Source organism: Streptomyces sp. NPDC030814 (assembly GCF_055572155.1).
In genome coordinates this window covers 640291-659694 of the sequence record NZ_JBVIDX010000002.1, presented here as the reverse complement: position 1 = coordinate 659694, position 19404 = coordinate 640291, and the positions used below count along the sequence as shown (strand labels likewise).

The following is a 19404-nucleotide window of genomic DNA, read 5'->3' as shown; positions in this document are numbered from 1 at the left end:
GGACCGATCAGTCGCCGCACAGTGCTGACCGGCATGGCCGCCATGACGGTTGCCGCCGCCGTCTCACCAACCCTGGCGACACCCGCCCACGCCGCCACCACCGCCCCGCCGCTGCCCCTTCTCCCGCTGCGGATCCCCAAAGTGGACCTGGGCATCGAGCAGCAGTCTGACGAGAGGATCCAGTGGCTGCAGGACGCCAAGTTGGGGATGTTCCTCCACTGGGGCGTCTACTCGGGGCCCGCCAGGGGCGAGTGGTACATGGAGAACGCCGCCGTCACGCCCGAGAACTACAAGAAGTACTTCACCGACGCGACAAGCGAGCAGTTCACGGCGAGCGCCTACAAACCGGCCGACTGGGCCCAGCTGGCCAAGGACATGGGCGCGAAGTACACCGTGCTCACGGCCCGTCACCACGACGGCTTCGCCCTGTGGCCGTCCACCCACCCCAACGCCTTCCACGCCGGCCAGGCACCGATGCAGCGGGACCTGATCGGTGAGTACGTCACCGCCGTGCGCAACGCCGGTCTCAAGGTCGGTCTCTACTACTCCCCGATGAGCTGGCGCTACCCGGGCTACTACGACGTCAACGGCACCAACTGCCTGCCGAACAAATGGGGTTACACCACCGATCCCGCGCACAAGGAGAACGCGAGGATCATGAAGAACGAGGTGTACCAGCAGGTCAAGGAGCTGATGACCCAGTACGGCAAGATCGATGACATCTACTGGGACGGCGGCTGGCTGGGCCAGCGCGGCTCCGACGCGGACGCCGCCTACTTCTGGGAAAGCGGCAAGCTCCGCGACAGCACCAACGAGTGGCCGGTGGACGCCGCCTACAGCGACACCGACCCCGCCACCGGCAAACCCCTCGGCGTGATGGGCGTCGTCCGCAAGCACCAGCCCGAGATCGTGGTCAACCTGCGCTCCGGCTGGATGGGCGACTACCAGAGCGAGGAGGGCGGCTCGATCCCCTCCGGCGCCATGCGTACCGGGCGGGTGGTAGAGAAGAACTTCACCATCTGCGGCACCTGGGGCTACAAGGCTGGCGCACCCGTGATGAGCTACGGCAACATCATGAACATCCTGGTCAACTCCTGGGTGCGCAACATGACCGTCCTGCTCAACGTCGGCCCCGACCGCACGGGAGTGATCCCCGCCGACCAGGCCGCGGTGGTGCGCAGGGTGGGCTCCTTCCTGTCCATCTGCGGCGAGGCCGTCTACGGCACACGCAGCGGACCGTGGGAACCGGTGGACGGCCAGTACGGCTTCACGTACGAGGACAACACCTTCTACGCCCATCTGCTGCCCGGCTACAGCGGCACCTCCTTCACCACCCCCTCCATCGGTGACGCGCAGGTCACCCGCGTCTTCGACGTGGCCACGGGGACCGACCTGCCGTACACCGCCGGCGCGGACGGCAGGGTGGCCATCACCGGCATCAACCGCACCCGCATCCCCGAGGACAGCATCGTCGGCGTCACGCTGGACCGCTCCGTGCAGCCGGCGAACATCGCCGCGGGCAAGACCGCCACCGCCAGCAGCGAGGAGACCTCCAAGGGCAACACCGCGGCCAAGGCCGTCGACGGCTCAACCGCCACCCGCTGGTGTGCCAACAACGGCAACACCGGAAACTGGCTGAAGGTGGACCTGGGCACGACCAAGTCCCTCACCGGCGCCCGTATCGCCTGGGAACTCGACGGCAAGAACTACCAGTACAAGATCGAGGGGTCCACCGACAACACCAACTGGACCACCCTGGTGGACCGCACCGCCACCACCAGCACCAGCCAGGTGCAGGTCTCCGCCTTCCATGCGCAGGCACGGTATGTGCGGGTGACCGTCACCGGACTGCCCAGCAACGTCTGGGCCTCGATCCGCAGCCTGGAGGTCTTCGACCGGCCCATCGCCGCGGACATCGGCACCTTCCGGCTCGTGAACCGCAAGAGCGGCAAGGTCCTGGAGGTCAAGGACGCCTCGACCCTCGAAGGCGCCGACATCATCCAGTGGCCCTCGACCGACGGCCCCAACCAGAAGTGGAAACTGCAGCCGAACAGCGACGGCTCCTACCGGCTGTCCAACGTCCGCAGCGGAAAGGTCCTCGGCAGCCCGGACGGCTCCGCCCAGGGCGCGACCCTGGAGCAGGCCACCGACGACGGCGGCGACAACCAGTGGTGGAAGCTGGTCCCCTCCCAGACCAGCGGCTACTACCGGCTCGTCAACGTCCGCAACGGCTGGTGCGCCGACGTCAAGGACGCCTCCACCGAGGACAACGTCCCGATCATCCAATGGCCCCCCACCAACGGGGCCAACCAGGACTGGCAGCTCGTCGCGCTGTAACGGCGCCAAGCGGGGGCGCGCCGCGGTGCGGCGTGCCCCCGCCCCCCTCTCCCTGAAACGCATCCGGAGTCAACGCCATGTGCCTGTCCGACCAGCCTCTCGACCGCAGACGGTTCCTGACCGCCGCGGCACTCACAGCCGGGGCCGTCACGCTTCCCGGGCTTCTGCCCGGGCGGGCTGCCGCGGCCGTGCCGCCCCAGGTCGACCTCCCCGAGCGGGGCATCTACGACACGGGGACCGCGTCGTCGTGGACCGACGGTTTCGTGACCGGCAACGGCGAGTACGGCGCCGTCCTGTACGGGGTGCCCACGCTGGAGAAGGTCATCGTCAACCACCACCGGTTCGTGCTGCCCAACGGCACCCGCGACACACTGCCACCGGTGATCTCGGGCCGTCTGGCGTCCGTACGGGACAAGGCGCTGGCCGGGGACTACGCCGGAGCGCAGTCGAGCTTCGCCTCGGGCTGGAACCTGCGCTGGACGCAGACGTACCACCCCGGGTACGAGCTGCGGCTGAGCACGCCGGGCATGACCACGGTGAACGACTACGCCCGGATCACCGACTTCCGCAGCGGAGAGGTCACCCACACCTGGACCGACCAGTACGGCACTTGGAAGCGCCACGCCTTCGCCTCCCGCGCCGACAAGGTCATCGTCCATGAACTGCTGCCGGCGACACGAGGCGTGACTGGTGCTGGTGATGTCGGGCGCTGCCGGTGCCGTCGGGTCGACGGTCAGGGTCCGCCAGGGCGACCACGACTGGGACAGGTCGGTCGCGTCGTACGCCTTGACCCGCCACTTGTAGGTGCCGGGGGCGAGCGTGCCCGAGGTCCAGGTGCCGGTCCGGCCGGGGAGAAGGTACTGGGAGTTGCCGGTGGTCTTCCGGGTCGTCAGGCCGTTGTCCCAGACTTCGAAGGTGTAGCGGAGCTGGTCGGCGTCGGCGTCGCTCGCCCTGGCCGACAGGGTGGGGGTGGCGTCGGGGGTGACGGCTGAGGCGAGCGGCAGGATCTGGGCGGCCGTGCTCGGGTACGAGTTGTAGGTGACGGTCAGGTGCGGCTCGACGGCGGCGTCGCCGGAGATGTAGTTCGCCGACCGGTAACGGCGCCAGGTCAGCGAGTCGGTCTCGCTGGCGCCGCGCACCTGGATGCCGTAGTTGGTGGCCCCGTCGGCCCAGTCCCGCACGATGTCGTCGACGTCGAAGTTGACCGTGCCGGCCGGGCAGTCGTCCGAGTAGCCCTTGGCGGCGGTGCTGGTGACCGCGCCCGTTGCAGTCGTTGACGGCTGCTCGTCCCAGGTGACGGTCGACGAGGACCAGGTGGAGGTGATCCGCCGGATCTGGGTGCCGGGGCCTGCGGTCGAGCAGGACGAGGACCAGTACGAGTAGAGGGCCAGGTTGGTGTCGGTGATGTGCTTGCCCGCGAAGTCCGAGACGTCGAACTTCAGATACGACCGGGCCTTGGTGTCACCGGCGTTGTACGTCCCCGACTTCAGCTCCGTGGAGGAGACCTGCGAGTCGGTGTAATTGGTGGCCACCCAGGTGTCCGTGGTCACCGCGAGGGTGGAGGGCGGGTCGACCGTCACGGGGTACGTGGCCTTGGCGAGGAAACTGGCGTCCGGGGTGAGGACCAGGGTCTGGCGGCCGTCGGCGGCGGTCTCGACGTCCGCGTCGACCTGGGCCTGGCGCTCCGGCTCGCCGGACAGCTCGTTCCGGCTGGAGTCCCACATCATCGGCGCGGGCGCCTCGGCGACCAGCGCTCCGGAGGGGTCCGTCAGCAGCAGATGCCCGGAGTCCGCCTCGGCGAGGGTGAGCCCGTCAAGCTCCAGCGGGATCCGGTACGACACCGGCTCGGCCGGTGCCTGTTCCAGCAGGACGTTCTGCGAGAACCCTTGAGGCAGCGCGGCGACTTCGAGTGTCTCGCCCGCGCCGATGTCGTACGAGGCGGTGTCACCGTCCACCGTGGGGCTGGGCAGCTTCTCCGCCCAGCCGAGCCCGAAAGTCCTGCCGTCCTCGGAGACCGAGGCGAGGGCGGTGTCCCCACCGTCAGAGACCTTGATGTCGGCGGCCGCGGTGTCGGGCGTGAGGGCGGCACCGGTGTCGGAGAGAGAGGTAGGTCAGCAAGAGTCCTGCCACAGCCGCCCACAGATAGCCACACCGTGGAATCCCCAACCACACCGGCCTGAGCCAGCCGGCTGTTTGGACGCCTTCCGGCAAGCAGGTGGAAGTCAGTGAGAACTACCCGGCCGCCTTCCGCCCTGCGACCACCTACACTGACGCGTTTCCGCAGGTCATCGCGCCCTCCCCCGCGGTTTCAACGGCACCGGCGGCAGTTCCGGTGCGGGCAGAGGATCCCCGTCGTAGCCCTTCACCTCACCGAACCGCGAACCTTCCATCCAGTCCTGACGGGCCTGTACGATCTCTTCCTGAGATCGCCCGATCCAGTTCCAGAACATGATCAGTTCCTCCTCGAAGGGCTCGCCGCCGAGAAGCATGAGGGACGCGTCGGACTCGGCGCGAAGGGGGAGCTCGGCGCGGCCGCAGCCGAGGTAGAGCATGGAGCCGGGCAGGACGGGCACGCCGTCGACGTGGGCCTCGCCCGACATGGAGAGGACCGCGTACTCGAAGTCGGGTTCGAGGGGGAGACGGAGGTCTGCGCCCCGGGTGAGGGTGAGGTCGGCGCCGACGATCGGTGTGAACGTGGTGCCGGGTGACGTGGCGCCGTCGAGCGAGCCCAGGATGAGCGTGGCCTTCAGGCCGGGCGCGGTGACGACCGGCAGCTCGGCGTGGTGCTCGAAGCGCGGGTCGGTGTGCCGGTGCCCGTCCGGCAGGGCGACCCACAGCTGGGCACCGTGCAGGAAACGGGCGTGCGACTTCGGGCTCTCCTCGGAGTGGCTGATGGCCCGCCCGGAGGTCATCAGACCCAGCTCACGCGGGCGGATCGTCTGCAGACTGCCCGTGGAGTCGCGGTGCAGCACCTCGCCCTGGTGCAGCCAGCTGACGGTCTGGAGGCCCATGTGCGGGTGCGGCGGCACCTGCATACCGGGCTCGTCCGCGATGTCGTCCGGCCCGTAGTGGTCGACGAACGCCCATGCGCCCACCATGCGACGCCCCAGGTTCGGCAGCAGACGCCGCACCTCCGTGGACTCGCCGAGCCGCACACGGCGGGGGCTCAGCAGTTCCCGCACGGGTTCGGCGACGACGAATCCCCGGCCGCCGCACACACTCGGCACCGCCTGACGGTCAAGATTGCTCATACCGCTCAACCTAGTGCACCAACAGACAACGTTCGCCCGGTCGACCCCTCCGTCAAACCGACCGCTCCCCTGCGGCTCCAGCCGTCTGCCCTGCCTGCGGTGCCGCCGCCGTGCGGGGGCCCGCCGGGGCGCGGCCCACCCATAAATAGTAGCCATAGCTACAGTAGCCATGTACCGTATCCGCCATGAGTTCGGCTTTCGAGGGCGCGACGCCCGGTTTCCTCGTGTGGCGGCTTTCCATGAAGTGGCGGGTCGCCGTCGACCGCGGCGTGGCCCCGTTGGGGCTGACCCACGCGCAGTACGTCCTGGTCGCTTCGCTGCACGGCATGCATCGGGCCGGGCTGCGGCCGAGTCAGCGGCAGCTCGCCGACCACACGGGGCTGGAGGCGCTGTATGTGTCGAAGCTGGCCCGCGCCCTGGAGACGGCCGGGCTGCTCGAACGCGCCCGGGACCCGCGCGACCCGCGCGCCGTGCAGTTGGCGCTCACCGAGGAGGGGCGCGATGTCGCCCGGCGTGCGATCAAGGTCGTCCAAGGGCTGCTGCAGCAGTTCCTGGAGCCGCTCGGCGGCCTCGACGGCGCCCGCACACGGGAGTTCACACGCGAGCTGACGACCCTGCTCGACGTACCCCTCGACCCTTCCCTTTCCACCGAGCACGACGAGGAGCAGTCATGACCACCACAGCGACTACCGCGCCCACCGCCACCGCCACCGTCAACGGCCGCGTCATCGGGCTCGCCCACTACGCCGGCCGCGCCGTCGCGGAGAGCGTGCTCGTCGGCCACGGCCTGACGTTCCAGCAGTCGGTGACCCTGCGGCTCGTCGCGGTCGGCGAAGGGCCCGTCGCCCGTGACCGGATCGTGGATCAGGTCGTCGGGTCCCTGAAGGTCGGCGAGGCGGAAGCGCGAGGCGTCGTGGACGAGTTGATCGCCGCCGGGCTGATGGCGGCCGACCCTGCCGAGCCGTCCAGCGTCGGGATCACGGACGCCGGGCGGGAGGTGCACGCGAGGACCACCGCCGAGACCGCGGTGATCTCCGCGAGGATCTACGCCGGCATCCCTGCGGAGGATCTGGCGATCGCCGGGCGGGTGCTGGACCTCGTCACCGAGCGCGCCAACGCGGAACTCGTCGCCCTGCGGTAGCCGGCGGCGGCCGGCCGGCTTGACCCGGCAAAGGTAGTGGAATGTTCAACATCCATGGCCGGTTGTAGGCGTCGAAGGAGGTCACAGTGGACACGACGTACTACGACCACGGAACACCGGCCGAGCGCTGGGAGCGCGCGCGGATGTTCTTCGACGCCGAGGAGTACGCGGCCGCAGCACGCGTCCTCGGCGCGCTGGTCGAGGAGGTGCCCGAGCAGACCGGCCCCCGGCTGCTGCTGGCCCGCGCCTACTACCACTCCGCCCAACTGCGCCGCGCCGAAGCCGAATTGCGGATACTCGTCGAGCGTGACCCGGTGGAGCACTACGCCCGGCTGCTGCTGGGCCGCACCCTGCAGCGGCAGGCCCGGCACGACGAGGCGGAGCCGCACCTGCGGATCGCCTCCGCGCTCGCGGGCGACTTCGAACGGCCGTGAGCAAGAGGAAGCGTGAGCAGGAGGAAGTCGTCACAGCGAGTGAGGGGTGTGCCCCGGTCGGGACACACCCCTCACCGCCTCCGTACGTCGTGCGCCACCGCCTGGTGCCGGGTACGTCCGCGCCGGCGCTTCCCCGCGCCCTACTTCGCCTCCGCCCGCTCCCCGTACGTCCGCTTGCCCCGCCGGTGGGCGATCTCGCCCAGCACGACGTCCACGACGATGAACGCCGCGAGCGGGATACCGAGGAGCGGGACGAAGTAGCCGAGGACGGCGACGACCGCCAGCGCGGGGACGAGGATCTGCGGCGGCACCTGCTGCCAGGCGCCGCGCGGGATCGGGCGGCCGAAGGCGGAGGCCCGGCCGCGCTGCCACCACATGCGGTAGCCCCAGAGGATCAGCAGGACCAGGGAGGCCGCCAAAGCGATCAGCAGCAGCTGGTTGACCAGTCCGAACAGGACGCCGGTGTGGGCGTCGATGCCCCAGCGGGTGAGCTTGGCCAGCACCGGGAAGTCGGCGAACCGGAGGGTGTCGGTGACCTCGGCGGTCGCCGGGTCCACGGCCACCGCGTCCTGCTTGGTGGGCCAGCTGCGCTGGACCTGCTTCACGACGTACACGGAGGACGCGTCGGCGGGCGGCACGATCTCGACCGGGTCGTCCAGCCCCTCCGCGCGGGCGGCGGCGAGGATCCTGTCGAGGTCGCCCTCCGCGGCGGCCCCTCCCTGCGCCGCGCCGGTGTCATGGCCGCCGTGGTCGCCCGCCGCGGCCGAGATCGCCGGAGTGGCCTGACGCAGTTCGGTGCGCAGGACGTCGATGTTGGCGCCGGCGTACGCCGACCAGGTCAGGCCCGTCGCGGAGAGGAAGAAGAACCCCGCCGCGGCCCACACGCCGACCGTGCCGTGCAGGCCCAGGGTACGGCGCCGGCCGCTGGTGCCACGCACCTTGCGCTGGGCGCGACGGCGGCCGAACCAGAGGACGAGACCGCCGGCCGAGATGACCCACAGCCAGCTGGCGGCGAGTTCGCTGTAGAGACGGCCACTCTCGCCTAGGTGCAGGTTGGCGTGGAACTTGTCGATCCAGGTCCGCAGCGGCAGCGCGCCGGTCGCGCCGTACTGCTCCAGCGCCCCGCGCACCTGTGCCGTGTACGGGTCGACGAAGACCGCGAGCGTGTTGCTCTCGTCGACGCCCTTGACCCCGGACAGCATCACCCTGGTCGTCGCGTCGTCCTCGGGCGAGGGGCGTACGGCGGAGACGGTGCCCTCGGGGTGCGCCTTGCGGGCGGCGGCCACCTGCTCGGAGACCGGCAGCTTCTCGTCGCCCACCTTCGCGACGGTCATCTCGTCGGCGTAGACGGCCTTCTCGATCTGGAACGAGGCGGCGTACAGTCCGCCCGTCAGGGCGGCGACCAGCAGGAACGGGGCGACCAGGATGCCCGCGTAGAAGTGCAGCCGCAGGACGAGCGGCCTGAGGGAGGCCCAGGCGCTCTTCGTCGCGCCGTCGGGAGTGACGGGTTTTCGGGTCTCGTCCGTCTCGGTCGAGGGGGCGATGGTCATCGGCGGCTGCTCCGGGTACGGGTACGGGGACGTCGTGGCGGTTCAGTAGTCGGAAGGCGAAGGCGCCGAGTTCCCGGAGATTTGTGTGGCGTGGGTCACAGAGCCGGTTCACGACCCGGCCTGCCCCATGGCGCGCGGGCCGCGAGAGCCGCCTCGCATCGGGTCATCCCGCTTGGCATGCTGGCGCGATGGCTTCCGAACGAGAGCGCGTCGAGTCCCGCCCCCTGAGCGACCTGGTCGAGGAACTCCTCGCCAACGAGGGCCCGCTGCCGATCGTGGCCGCGGGCGATCCGGTACTGCGCCGCACGGCCGAGCCCTTCGACGGCCAGCTCGGCCCCGGCCTGCTGGCCCGTTTCGTCGCCGCCCTGCGGGCCACCATGCACGCGGCCCCGGGCGTCGGCCTCGCCGCGCCGCAGGTCGGGGTACCGCTGCGGATCGCGGTGATCGAGGACCCGGCGCCGGTGCCGGAGGAGGTACGGCTGGCCCGGGGGCGGGTCCCGCAGCCATTCCGTGTCCTGGTCAACCCGTCGTACGAGGCGGTCGGTCCGCACCGTGACGCGTTCTTCGAGGGCTGTCTGAGCGTGCCGGGGTGGCAGGCCGTGGTGGCTCGGCACGCCAGGGTCCGGCTGCGGGCGCTCGACGAGCGGGGGCGGGCGGTGGACGAGGAGTTCTCGGGGTGGCCCGCCCGGATCGTCCAGCACGAGACGGACCACCTGGACGGCACGCTCTACCTCGACCGTGCCGAGTTGCGCTCCCTGTCCTCGAACCAGGCGATGGCCGATCGCTGGAACGACCCCACCCCGGCCCGCGCCGCCCGCGCCCTCGGCTTCCTGCTGCCCGACTGAGCGCCTGTGTCATATCCCCGGTCGGATCAGCGCGCGGCGTCTGGTGCGTGCGATCGCAAGGCGCCGGAAAGTCCTCGTAGCGGAGCTACTAGGGCTTTTCGGCAACGCGGCGAGCGTGCGTGCCAAACGCCGCGCGCCCGGCCGGGGATATGACACAGGCTCTGAGTGGCCCTGCGGATCGGTTCAGCCCCGGTACGCCTCCAGCAGCCGCAGCCAGATCTCGCTGATCGTCGGGTAGGAGGGAACCGCGTGCCACAGGCGGTCGACGGGTACCTCACCGGCGACGGCGATCGTGGCCGAGTGGATGAGTTCGCCGACGGCGGGGCCGACGAAGGTGACACCGCGGAGGATCTCGCGGTCCAGGTCGACGACCATCCGGGCGCGGCCCCGGTAGCCGTCGGCGTACAGCCCCGCCCCGGCCACGGAGGAGAACTCGACGTCGACGGCGCGGACGCGGTGTCCGGCCTGCTCGGCCTCGGCGAGGGAGAGGCCGACGGAGGCGGCCTCCGGGTCGGTGAAGACGACCTGCGGAACGGCGCGGTGGTCGGCGGTGGCGGCGTGGGCGCCCCAGGGGTCGCTCTCCAGGATCGGGACACCCGCCGCGCGGGCGGCGATGGCGGCCCCGGCGATGCGGGCCTGGTACTTCCCTTGGTGGGTGAGGAGCGCCCGGTGGTTGGCGTCGCCGACCGCGTAGAGCCAGTCGCTGCCGGTCACCCGAAGGCTGTCGTCGACGGGCAGCCAGGAGCCGGGGTCCAGGCCGATGGTGTCGAGGCCGATGTCGTCGGTGCGCGGGGCGCGGCCGGTGGCGAAGAGGATCTCGTCGGCCTCCAGCCGGTCCCCGGTGTCGGTGAGCGCCACCACGGTGCCGTTCTCGCGGGTCACCGCGGTCACCGACGTACCGGTGCGGACGTCCGCGCCCGCCTCGGTGAGCGCCTCGGCGACCAGTTCACCGGCGAAGGGCTCCATACGGGGCAGCAGGCCCTTGCCGCGGACGAGGACGGTGACCTCGGAACCGAGGGCGCGCCAGGCGGTCGCCATCTCGACGGCGACGACACCGCCGCCGACGACGATCAGCCGGCCGGGCACCTGCTTCGCGCTGGTGGCCTCACGGCTCGTCCAGGGCTTCACCTTCTCCAGCCCCGGCAGATCGGGCAGGAGGGCGCGGCTGCCGGTGGAGATCACCACCGCGTGCCGGGCGGTGAGGACCCGCCGTCCGCCGTCGGGGGCGTCGACGACGACCCGTCGGGCCCCGGCCAGCCGTCCGTGGCCGCGGTGGAAGTCGGCCCCGATGCTCTCCAGCCACGCGACCTGGCCGTCGTCCTTCCAGCCGGCGGCCTCGTAGTCGCGGTGGGCGAGCACTTCCGCGGCGTTCAGCGGGCCCTCGACGAGGTGGCGCAGGCCGGGTACGCGGCGGGCGTCGGCCCGGGCGATCGCGGGGCGCAGCAGGGCCTTGCTGGGCATGCACGCCCAGTAGGAGCACTCACCGCCGGCGAGTTCGCTCTCCACGACCGCGGTGGACAGGCCTGCCGCGCGGGTGCGGTCGGCGACGTTCTCCCCCACGGGTCCGGCACCGAGCACCACCACGTCGTACCGGGTCCCTGTGGTGTCCTCGTCGTTTTCGGTGTGTTCCGTATCCGTCATGGGGTCAGTCTGGTTGGTGGTGTGCGCCGTGGCCACATGGGTACGCGCGCGGAATACGCCACCGCCTGGTGGCGTTGACGAACAGCGGCTCACCCCGAGCACCGACACCCAGGAAGAGGGATGCACGCCATGAGCAGCACCGTGGAGCTCACCAAGGAGAACTTCGACCAGACGGTCACGGACAACGACTTCGTCCTGATCGACTTCTGGGCGTCCTGGTGCGGGCCGTGCCGTCAGTTCGCGCCGGTCTACGAGAAGGCCGCCGAGGACAACCCGGACCTGGTGTTCGGCAAGGTGGACACCGAGGCTCAGCCCGAGCTGGCACAGGCCTTCGGCATCCAGTCCATCCCGACGCTGATGATCGTCCGTGACCAGGTGGCCGTTTTCGCGCAGCCGGGCGCGCTGCCCGAGGCCGCGCTGACCGATGTGATCGGGCAGGCCCGCAAGCTGGACATGGACGAGGTCCGCAAGGCCGTCGCCGCCCAGCAGGCGCAGGTCGAGCAGAACGGGCAGTGAACCGGCGGGCCCGGGGCGACGGCGGCGGCCACGGGTGGTCGCCGGTCCGCGCGCCGCGGGTCGACGCCGGGTGAGCTCGGCCGGGGCCCCGCGCATCCGGACGCCGTCCGGGCATCGCCCTGTCAGCTCGATTCGCGGTGGACGATCCGCGCGCCGAGCACATCGTGGGTCGTGGGCAGCAGGGCGGGGTCGCGAACCGCGCGGTCGACCAGTTCCGCGAGGTCGCGGCCGGACGGCAGTTCGATGTGGACCGTGCTGAGGCGCGGCCGCAGCAGACGGCCCAGCATGAGGTCGTCGGCCCCGACGACGGCCGTTTCGTCGGGGACGCCGATGCCCTCGTCCCGCAACGCCCGCATCACGAGCATCGCGTATTCGTCGTTGTACGCGAATACCGAGTCAAGACCGAGGGAGCGCCAGCGGGCGGCGAGCCGGCCCGCCGCCTCCTCTTCGTAGGCCAGGGGCAGTTCGGTGACCGTCGCCTCGGTGCCCCGCACCGCGCGCCGGACGCCCGCGAGCCGGGGCCGGGAGAACACCCCTAGGCCGGGTTCCTCGGGCACGACGACACCGATACGGCGGCGCCCGCGCTCGACCAGATGCCGGCCGGCGCTCTCGCCGACGACGCCGTGGTCCAGGAGCAGCACATGGGCGCCCTCGACGGGTTCGGGGCTGAGGGTGACGACGGCCCGGGCGCCGGAACGCTTCAGGATGGCCACACCCTGCGGGCCGAGCCCCTCGCCGGGGACGATGACGGCGACCGGGCGCAGCTCGGCCCAGGCCCGTGCCGCCTCGTCGCCGCGCAGACCCACACCGCCGTACTGCACGACGGTGTAGTCGAGGCGGCTGAGTGCCCACTGGAGATCGTTGATGAACTGGCTGTAGAGCGGCCCTATGGGCACGTTGGGGGTCGGCATGAGCACCATGCGGCTGTGGCCGGCGCGCAGGCTGCGGGCCGCCGCGTGCGGTACGTACCCCAGCTCCTTCGCGGCCTCGTGGACCCGGCGGCGGGTGGGCTCGCTGATGCGGACGGCGCTGGTGTTGTTGAGGACATAACTGACGGTCGCTCGGGACACACCCGCCAGGCGGGCCACATCGGCGCTCGTGGGCACGGACCGTTGCAGCGGCGCGGGCGGGGCGGGCTCTTTCGGTATCTGCACCATGACGACGGCATCCTTGCAGAGGCTGTGAAGGGCTTACCGGCCGGGGGACTTCCGGCCACACGGGAGCTCGGGTCCGGGCCGTGCGGGGGCTCGGTTCGGGCGACCGATCTTTGTGGCTGGGCAGTTTGGCGAATATGTTCGAAACCTGTTCAGTCGTGCAACCATTTCGCGCCATCTCCGTGAAGGTGGGGTGATCGCGGCGCTGTGCGGACGACCGCCGGACGGTCGTACACCGGCCCCGCCCGTACGCGGCCGCCCTCGGTCCGGGAGCGCGTGCTGTCCCGGCGCGGCGCGCGGGGCGCGGTTGCGCTGGCAACAGGGCCGGTCGGCTGTTCGGGAGGCGCGGAGAGCGGGCTGCGCCGCACACGCGAGACGACGGGTGCCGGTTCTCGCCCCGTTCTCCGCGACAGGCGTGCCGGGGACCGCGTTGTCGGCGCGCGCCGGGGGCTCATGCGGGCGCCACGTCCGCGAAACACGCCAAAGCTATGGCGTGATCTGTGTGTTGAACATGCGCCGGGGCGGCCGGTTGTCACGGCGGGGTGCGGACATGGCGGGCCGTCGGCGTCGCGGCGCCATGCGGCTGGGGCGGATTCCGTCACCTCGTGCGCAGGGGGCGCGGTGCGGGGCTGCCGCCTCGGCGCGGTGGACTGCGGTGGGGTTCGGTGGGGGCACCCGCCACTTGGCGGGGATCGGCCGCCGTACGACGGCCTCCTCGCCGCTTGCGGGCGCGCGCATCATCGCGGTACGAACCACTGGCACGGCACCGCAGAGGAGAAGCCATGAGCACCATGGTCCCGCCCCCGTTCGACCCGGAACTCTCGGCAGTACTGGAAGTCATCAAGGACATGCTGCCCCGCGAGTTCACCATGGACGACATAGCGGCGCTGCGTCAGGGGCCGGGCATCGAACTCCTGGCCCAGCTGGACCTGACGATGGGCGGGACCTTCGAGGTCGAGGACCGGCTGGTGCCGGGGCCGGAGGGCGCCCCCGAGATCTCGTTGCTGATCTGCCGCCCGAGGGAACCGGTGCGGCCGGGCCCGCTGCCCGTGTTCTACAACGTGCACGGCGGCGGCATGGTCGTCGGCAACAACCGGGTCGGGGTGGACGCGCCGCTCGCCTGGGCGCAGGAGCTGGGCGCGGTCGTGGTGTCCGTGGAGTACCGGCTGGCCCCCGAGCACCCGCATCCGGCGCCCATCGACGACGTCTGGGCAGGACTGCTGTGGACGGCCGGGAACGCGAAGGAGATCGGCGGGGACCCGGACCGGATCGTCATCACGGGCGCCAGCGCGGGCGGCGGGCTGACCGCCGCGCTGGCGTTGCTCGCGCGGGACCGTGGCGGGCCGCGGCCGATCGGGCAGATGCTGCTGTGTCCGATGCTCGACGACCGGAACGACACACCGTCGGCGCACCAGATGGCGGGGCTCGGGGTGTGGGACCGGACCGCGAACGAGACGGGCTGGACGGCGTTGCTGGGTGAGCTGCGGGGCGGGCCGGAGGTGTCCGAGTACGCGGCGCCCGCGCGGGCGAAGGATCTGTCGGGGTTGCCGCCGGCGTTTCTCGACGTGGGCTCCGCGGAGACGTTCCGGGACGAGGTCGTCGCGTACGCGTCACGGTTGTGGCAGGCGGGCGGAGAGGCCGAGCTGCATGTCTGGCCCGGGGGGTTCCACGGGTTCGACGGGTTCGCGCCCCAGGCAGCGCTGTCACAGGACTGCCGGGAAGCACATGTGAGGTGGTTGCGGCGGCTGCTCGGGGAGTAGGGCGCGGCGCCTCATGGCTCGGGGGTGCGGGTCGTTGTGCCGGGTGCGGGTCCGCTGTGGCCTGTCGCGCGGTTCCCCGCGCCCCTGAAGGGACGGGCCTGCGCCCCCGCCCTTCAGCTGAGAAGCACGGGGGCGCGGCCCCGGTCGCTCTTGCTGGGCGCGGGGAACCGCGCTGACAACCCCCACCCGTCCACGGACGGGCAACGCCCTCCCCCCACACCCACCTCATGCCGCACCATGGGGCCATGAAAGAGCTGGCGGGGCGGCTTACCGCCGTGGATCCGGATGCCGGCGCCGCCGTCCGGGTCATCGCCTACTTCGACGCGCTGGCCGAGTCCCGGGCGGGCCTGGAGGCGCTGGTGCGGGGCGCGGCCGTACTGGCGGGATGTCCCGCGCGGCTGGTCGACGACGAGCGGCGCGTGCGGGTGCGGGTGGAGCCGGACGGCCGGCGGCTGGACAGCCCCCTGCCGCCGGAGCCGGGCTGGCCCTCCGCCGCGGTGGTCCCGGACGGGGCCCCGGCGCTGTGGCTGGAGCGGGCCGGGAGCGGTGAGCCGAGCGTCGTGGACGCGGTGATCCTGGAGCGGGCCGCGGGCGCCCTCCGGCTGGTGCTCGACCGTACGCGCGGGCGCGCGCCCGTCTCCCCCGCCGACGACCCGGCCCTCGTGGAGACCCTGCTCGACGCCACCGCCGCCGAACAGGCCCGCCTGCACGCCGCACGCCGCCTCGGTCTCGCGCCCGACGCCCGCGCCCGCGTCGTGGCTCCCCACGGCGGGCGGCCCCGCGTCCTGGTCCTCGGCGCCGCGGGGCCGCCCGACGGACCTCCCCGCGGCGTCCCGGACGAGAACGTCCAGGGCATCGAGGGGCGGGTCGGAGTCGGGCCGGCGGTGCCCGTGCCGGAGTTGCCCCGGTCGTGGGCCGCCGCCCGGGTGGCCCTGCGGTTCACGGCGGAGGGGACGGCCCGGGACCCCGGGGAGCAAGTGGTGCACGCGGAGGATCTGGGCGGGCTGGCGCTGCTCGCCGAGTCGGTCGTTCCGGGAGGTGAACCGCCGCCGGATGTGCGGGAGCTGGAGAAGGCCGCGGCGGACGCGCCGTGGATGCTGGCCACGCTGCACGCGGTCGCGTCCACGGCGAGCCTGCGGGCGGCGGCCGCCGAGGTCAACGTCCACCACTCCACACTCCAGGACCGGTTGACCCACGCGGAGGCCCTGCTGGGCTGGCCGGTGCGCGACCCACACGGACGGCTGCGGCTGCAATTGGCCCTCACCATGCGCCGCTTGGCCCGCGGATAGCGAAAGGGCCGGGCGCCGCGGGGCGCGGCACGTGCGGGGCGCGGTCGGCCGGGCGGGGGCCGTCCTCGTGGTGGACCGCTTGGGTCTGCCGCGAACCGCCGTGGTCACCAGGGAAGTCGTCCTTGCCGTACCGCTTCCCGCACCCGGACGTTACCGTTCGGTAGACGAGCTGCTTCCGGAGGTGTTCCGTATGGCTGCCGACCGTTCCCCGGGTCTGGCGGAGTGTGCCCGCGCGCTGGCCGCCGGGGAGGTGACGTCACGGGAACTGGTCGAGCGGACCCTCGCCAGGATCGAGGCGAGTCAGCCGACGGTCAACGCCTTCCGGCGGGTACGGGCCGAGGCGGCGCTGATGGAGGCCGAGGCGGCCGACCGGGAGCTGGCGGCGGGCGGGCGGCGGCCCCTGCTCGGGGTGCCGGTGGCCGTGAAGGACGACATGGACGTGGCGGGCGAGCCGACCGCGTTCGGCTGTCAGGGCGAGTTCCCGTCGCTGCCGGAGGACGGCGAGGCGGTACGACGGCTGCGGGCGGCCGGGGCCATCGTGGTCGGCAAGACCAACACCTGTGAACTCGGGCAGTGGCCCTTCACCGAGGGACCCGCCTTCGGGACCACCCGCAACCCCTGGCACACCGACCACACCCCCGGCGGCTCCTCGGGCGGATCGGCGGCCGCCGTCGCGGCGGGGCTCGTGCCGGGCGCGCTCGGGTCGGACGGGGCGGGGTCGATCCGTATCCCCGCCTCCTGGACGCATCTCATCGGCATCAAGCCGCAGCGCGGCCGTATCTCCACGTGGCCGCGCCCGGAGTCCTTCCAGGGCATCACCGTCAACGGCACCCTCGCCCGCACGGTCGCCGACGCCGCCCTCCTGCTCGACGCGGCCGCCGGCAACCACGAGGGCGACCTGCACCGGCCGGACGCCGTCGACGCCTGTGGGGCCGTCACGCGTGATCCCGGGCGCCTGCGGATCGCGCTGTCCCTGAAGCCGCCGTTCACCGCGCTGCCCGCACGGCTGGATCCTCGGGTGAGGGACAAGGTCCGGGCGGTCGCGGAACGGCTCGCCGCGCTCGGGCACGAGGTGGAGGAGGCCGAGCCCCGCTACGGACAGATCGGGCTCACCTTCGTCCCGCGCGCCACCGCGGGCATTGCCGAACTCGTCGGCGCGATCTCCCGGCAGGACCTCCTGGACCGGCGCACCCGCGACGCGGCCCGCCTCGGCCGGCTGCTCGCGGGGGCGCCGCTACGGCTGGCGCGCCGTGCGGAGGCCACGCTCCACCAGCGGATCGGCGCGCTGTTCAGCACCTACGACGTGCTGCTCGCGCCGACCACCGCCGCTCCCCCGCCGCGCGTCGGCTCCATGATCGACCTAGGCGGGTTCGGCACCGACCGGGCGATGATCGCCGCCTGCCCGTACGCCTGGCCGTGGAACGTGCTCGGCTGGCCCGGGGTGAACGTACCGGCGGGCTTCGTGGGCGACGAGCTGCCGGTGGGCGCGCAGTTGCTCGGCCCGGCGAACAGCGAGCCGCTGCTGCTGTCGCTGGCCGCGCAGCTGGAGGCGGACCAGCGCTGGCACGAACTGTGGCCGCCGGACGCGACGACCCCCGCCGAGTCCCCCGTGGTGTGAGCGGTGCGAGCGGGTTCGGGGGCCGGGCTGTGACCCGTACGCTGTGACCATGGACGAAGCGTCGATGGTCGGGCTGATGGGACGGGTGACCGGTGCGGTCGGTCCCGGGCTCGTCGGCGAGGTGATCGTCCGGGTGCGCGGCGGGGCCGAGCACTTCCTGGCGTACCCCGCCTCCGCGAAGGACCGGATCGAGCCGGGAACCCTGGTGATGGTGATGGAGTACCTCCCGCCGCGCACGGTCTATGTATCGGCGGCGTACGAGAGTTGACGGCCCGTCGGGGGCACTCGCCGCTTCCGCGGCGGCGGTTCGCATCAAGACGGCAACAACGGTCCGTGCGGCTCTGTACCCCGGCCGGGCGCCTTGGGACACTCCCGACGTTCGGTGCCGCAAGGGCACCTGGCCAAGGGGGGTGTGCCGATGTTCATCGGCATCATCGCGGGGGCGGCCTTCGTCGCCGTCCTGGTACTGATCGGCCTGTTCAAACTGATGTGGCGGGTCGCCGAACCCAACGAGGCGCTGATCATCTCCGGCTCCAAGCACAAGATGGAGGGCCTGGAGGAGGGCATGGGCTTTCGCATCGTCACCGGGCGCGGCACGCTCGTGCTGCCGGGGATGCAGGCGGTGCGCAAGCTCTCGCTCGATCTGAACCAGACCGAGTTGGCCGTGGAGTGCGTGACCCACCAGGGCATTCCGCTGAAGATCCGGGGCGTGGTCATCTTCAAGGTCGGCGACGACTTCGTGTCCATCGCCAACGCGGCCCGCCGCTTCCTCGACCAGCAGAAACGGGTCTCGGAGCGGGTGCACAACGTGTTCGCGGGCCATCTGCGGTCCATCGTGGGCGGGTTGACGGTCGAGGACATGATCCGCGACCGCGAGAAGCTGACCGGGCAGACCCGGGCGGCCTGCGGTACGGAGATGGAGAAGCTGGGGCTGATCGTCGACTCGTTGCAGATCCACGAGATCGAGGACCCGACCGGCTACATCAAGAACCTCGCCATGCCGCACGCGGCGGCCGTCCAGCGGGACGCCCGGATCGCGCAGGCCGAGGCGAACCGGCTCGCCACCGAGGCCGAGCAGCAGGCCGCCGCGCGGATGGCGGAGGCCACCCGGGACAGTGAGATCCTCCAGGCCGGCTACCAGGCGGAGCGTGACAAGGCTGCCGCCACGGCCAAGCAGGCCGGACCCCTCGCCGAGGCGGGCGCCCGGCAGGAGGTCGTCGTCCAGGAGACCCGGGTCGCGGAGCTGGAGGCGTCGCGGCGTGAGCAGCAGCTCCAGGCGGACGTGCGCAAGCCCGCCGACGCCAAGGCCTACGAGAAGCGGACCCTCGCCGAGGCCGAGCGCGACGCACGTATCTCCGCCGCGCAGGCCAAGGCCAAGGAGACCGAACTCGCCGCCGCCGCCGAGGCGAACGCGACCCGCGCCACCGGTGAGGCCGAGGCCGCCGCCCGGCAGGCCAAGGGGCTCGCCGCCGCCGAGGCCGCCCGCGCCAAGGGGCTCGCCGAGGCCGAGGGCATCAAGGCGCGGGCCGCCGCACTGGCCGAGAACCAGGAAGCGGTGATCGCACAGCAACTGGCCGAACAGTGGCCGGAGATCGTGCAGGCGGGAGCGTCCGCCTTCGGGAACGTCGACAACATGGTGGTGCTCAACGGCGCCGATGGGATGGCCGACATGTTCGCCAAGGCGCTGACGATGGGCGGTACCGGGCTGGGGCTGGCCCGCCAGCTGCTGGCGTCCATGAACCAGAACGGGACGCCGGCCGGCGGCACGGCCGCGGTCAACGGGACGCCGGTGGAGAAGGTACCGGTGGACCGGGAGCCCTAGGTTTGACAGTCCCGCGCGGGCCACGGGGCGTGGCGCGCACACCGCT

General features: G+C 72.0%; 16 protein-coding genes and 1 pseudogene. 12 read left to right on the top strand and 5 right to left on the bottom strand.

Features of this window, described 5'->3' with window-relative positions; all coding sequences use genetic code 11:
• Positions 1-33 precede the first annotated feature (33 nt).
• Positions 34-2337 carry an alpha-L-fucosidase gene (locus ACZ43N_RS06235; protein ID WP_468095339.1) on the top strand — a complete coding sequence of 768 codons (2304 nt, stop codon included), beginning with the start codon at positions 34-36 and terminating at the stop codon, positions 2335-2337.
• Positions 2338-2414: 77 nt separating this feature from the next.
• Positions 2415-3329: a glycoside hydrolase N-terminal domain-containing protein gene (locus tag ACZ43N_RS06230; RefSeq protein WP_468095533.1), complete on the top strand. Its 915-nt coding sequence runs from the start codon at positions 2415-2417 to the stop codon at positions 3327-3329.
• Positions 3330-3434: 105 nt separating this feature from the next.
• Here the strand turns inward: ACZ43N_RS06230 and ACZ43N_RS06225 are convergent.
• Both ACZ43N_RS06225 and ACZ43N_RS06220 read right to left on the bottom strand, forming a co-directional pair.
• Positions 3435-4061 (bottom strand): annotated as a pseudogene (locus ACZ43N_RS06225) (DNRLRE domain-containing protein); the annotation flags it as partial.
• Between the two features lie 561 nt (positions 4062-4622).
• Entirely contained in the window at positions 4623-5588 is a 966-nt protein-coding gene (locus ACZ43N_RS06220) for a pirin family protein (RefSeq protein WP_468095338.1), read from the bottom strand.
• Between the two features lie 185 nt (positions 5589-5773).
• Here ACZ43N_RS06220 and ACZ43N_RS06215 point away from each other — a divergent pair, with 185 nt between their 5' ends.
• The 3 genes from ACZ43N_RS06215 to ACZ43N_RS06205 all read left to right on the top strand — a co-directional run bounded on the left by ACZ43N_RS06215 (position 5774) and on the right by ACZ43N_RS06205 (position 7163).
• Complete coding sequence (locus tag ACZ43N_RS06215) at positions 5774-6262, top strand: MarR family winged helix-turn-helix transcriptional regulator (RefSeq protein WP_468095337.1); 489 nt, start codon at positions 5774-5776, stop codon at positions 6260-6262.
• Entirely contained in the window at positions 6259-6729 is a 471-nt protein-coding gene (locus tag ACZ43N_RS06210) for a MarR family transcriptional regulator (RefSeq protein WP_468095336.1), read from the top strand. The genes ACZ43N_RS06215 and ACZ43N_RS06210 overlap by 4 nt, the downstream gene beginning before the upstream one ends.
• A gap of 86 nt (positions 6730-6815) precedes the next feature.
• Positions 6816-7163 (top strand): tetratricopeptide repeat protein, encoded by a 348-nt coding sequence (locus ACZ43N_RS06205; protein WP_468095334.1) that lies wholly within the window; start codon positions 6816-6818, stop codon positions 7161-7163.
• Positions 7164-7303: 140 nt separating this feature from the next.
• Here the strand turns inward: ACZ43N_RS06205 and ACZ43N_RS06200 are convergent, their stop codons facing one another.
• A complete protein-coding gene (locus ACZ43N_RS06200) occupies positions 7304-8713 on the bottom strand; it encodes a PepSY-associated TM helix domain-containing protein (protein ID WP_468095333.1) in 1410 nt (469 codons plus the stop codon).
• A 188-nt stretch (positions 8714-8901) separates the two neighbouring features.
• Here ACZ43N_RS06200 and ACZ43N_RS06195 point away from each other — a divergent pair, with 188 nt between their 5' ends.
• Entirely contained in the window at positions 8902-9558 is a 657-nt protein-coding gene (locus ACZ43N_RS06195) for a peptide deformylase (protein WP_468095331.1), read from the top strand.
• 183 nt (positions 9559-9741) lie between these two features.
• Here ACZ43N_RS06195 and ACZ43N_RS06190 read toward each other — a convergent pair whose 3' ends face one another.
• Complete coding sequence (locus tag ACZ43N_RS06190) at positions 9742-11199, bottom strand: dihydrolipoyl dehydrogenase family protein (protein WP_468095330.1); 1458 nt, start codon at positions 11197-11199, stop codon at positions 9742-9744.
• 129 nt (positions 11200-11328) lie between these two features.
• On the opposite strand from ACZ43N_RS06190, the gene trxA reads away from it, so the two are divergent.
• Positions 11329-11715: a thioredoxin gene (gene trxA, locus ACZ43N_RS06185; protein ID WP_468095328.1), complete on the top strand. Its 387-nt coding sequence runs from the start codon at positions 11329-11331 to the stop codon at positions 11713-11715.
• A 122-nt stretch (positions 11716-11837) separates the two neighbouring features.
• Here the strand turns inward: trxA and ACZ43N_RS06180 are convergent, their stop codons facing one another.
• Positions 11838-12872: a LacI family DNA-binding transcriptional regulator gene (locus ACZ43N_RS06180; RefSeq protein WP_468095326.1), complete on the bottom strand. Its 1035-nt coding sequence runs from the start codon at positions 12870-12872 to the stop codon at positions 11838-11840.
• A 779-nt stretch (positions 12873-13651) separates the two neighbouring features.
• Between ACZ43N_RS06180 and ACZ43N_RS06175 the strand changes: the two genes are divergently transcribed.
• The 5 genes from ACZ43N_RS06175 (at position 13652) to ACZ43N_RS06155 (ending at position 19358) form a co-directional block, all read left to right on the top strand.
• The gene (locus ACZ43N_RS06175; RefSeq protein ID WP_468095325.1) at positions 13652-14629 is read left to right on the top strand and encodes an alpha/beta hydrolase; all 978 of its coding nucleotides are present in this window, start codon (positions 13652-13654) and stop codon (positions 14627-14629) included.
• A gap of 245 nt (positions 14630-14874) precedes the next feature.
• Complete coding sequence (locus ACZ43N_RS06170; protein WP_468095324.1) at positions 14875-15918, top strand: PucR family transcriptional regulator; 1044 nt, start codon at positions 14875-14877, stop codon at positions 15916-15918.
• 190 nt (positions 15919-16108) lie between these two features.
• On the top strand, positions 16109-17536 hold the full coding sequence (locus ACZ43N_RS06165) for an amidase (RefSeq protein WP_468095322.1): 1428 nt from the start codon (positions 16109-16111) through the stop codon (positions 17534-17536).
• Positions 17537-17579: 43 nt separating this feature from the next.
• Positions 17580-17804 (top strand): hypothetical protein, encoded by a 225-nt coding sequence (locus tag ACZ43N_RS06160; protein ID WP_468095321.1) that lies wholly within the window; start codon positions 17580-17582, stop codon positions 17802-17804.
• A 150-nt stretch (positions 17805-17954) separates the two neighbouring features.
• Entirely contained in the window at positions 17955-19358 is a 1404-nt protein-coding gene (locus ACZ43N_RS06155; protein ID WP_468095320.1) for a flotillin family protein, read from the top strand.
• Positions 19359-19404: the final 46 nt, after the last annotated feature.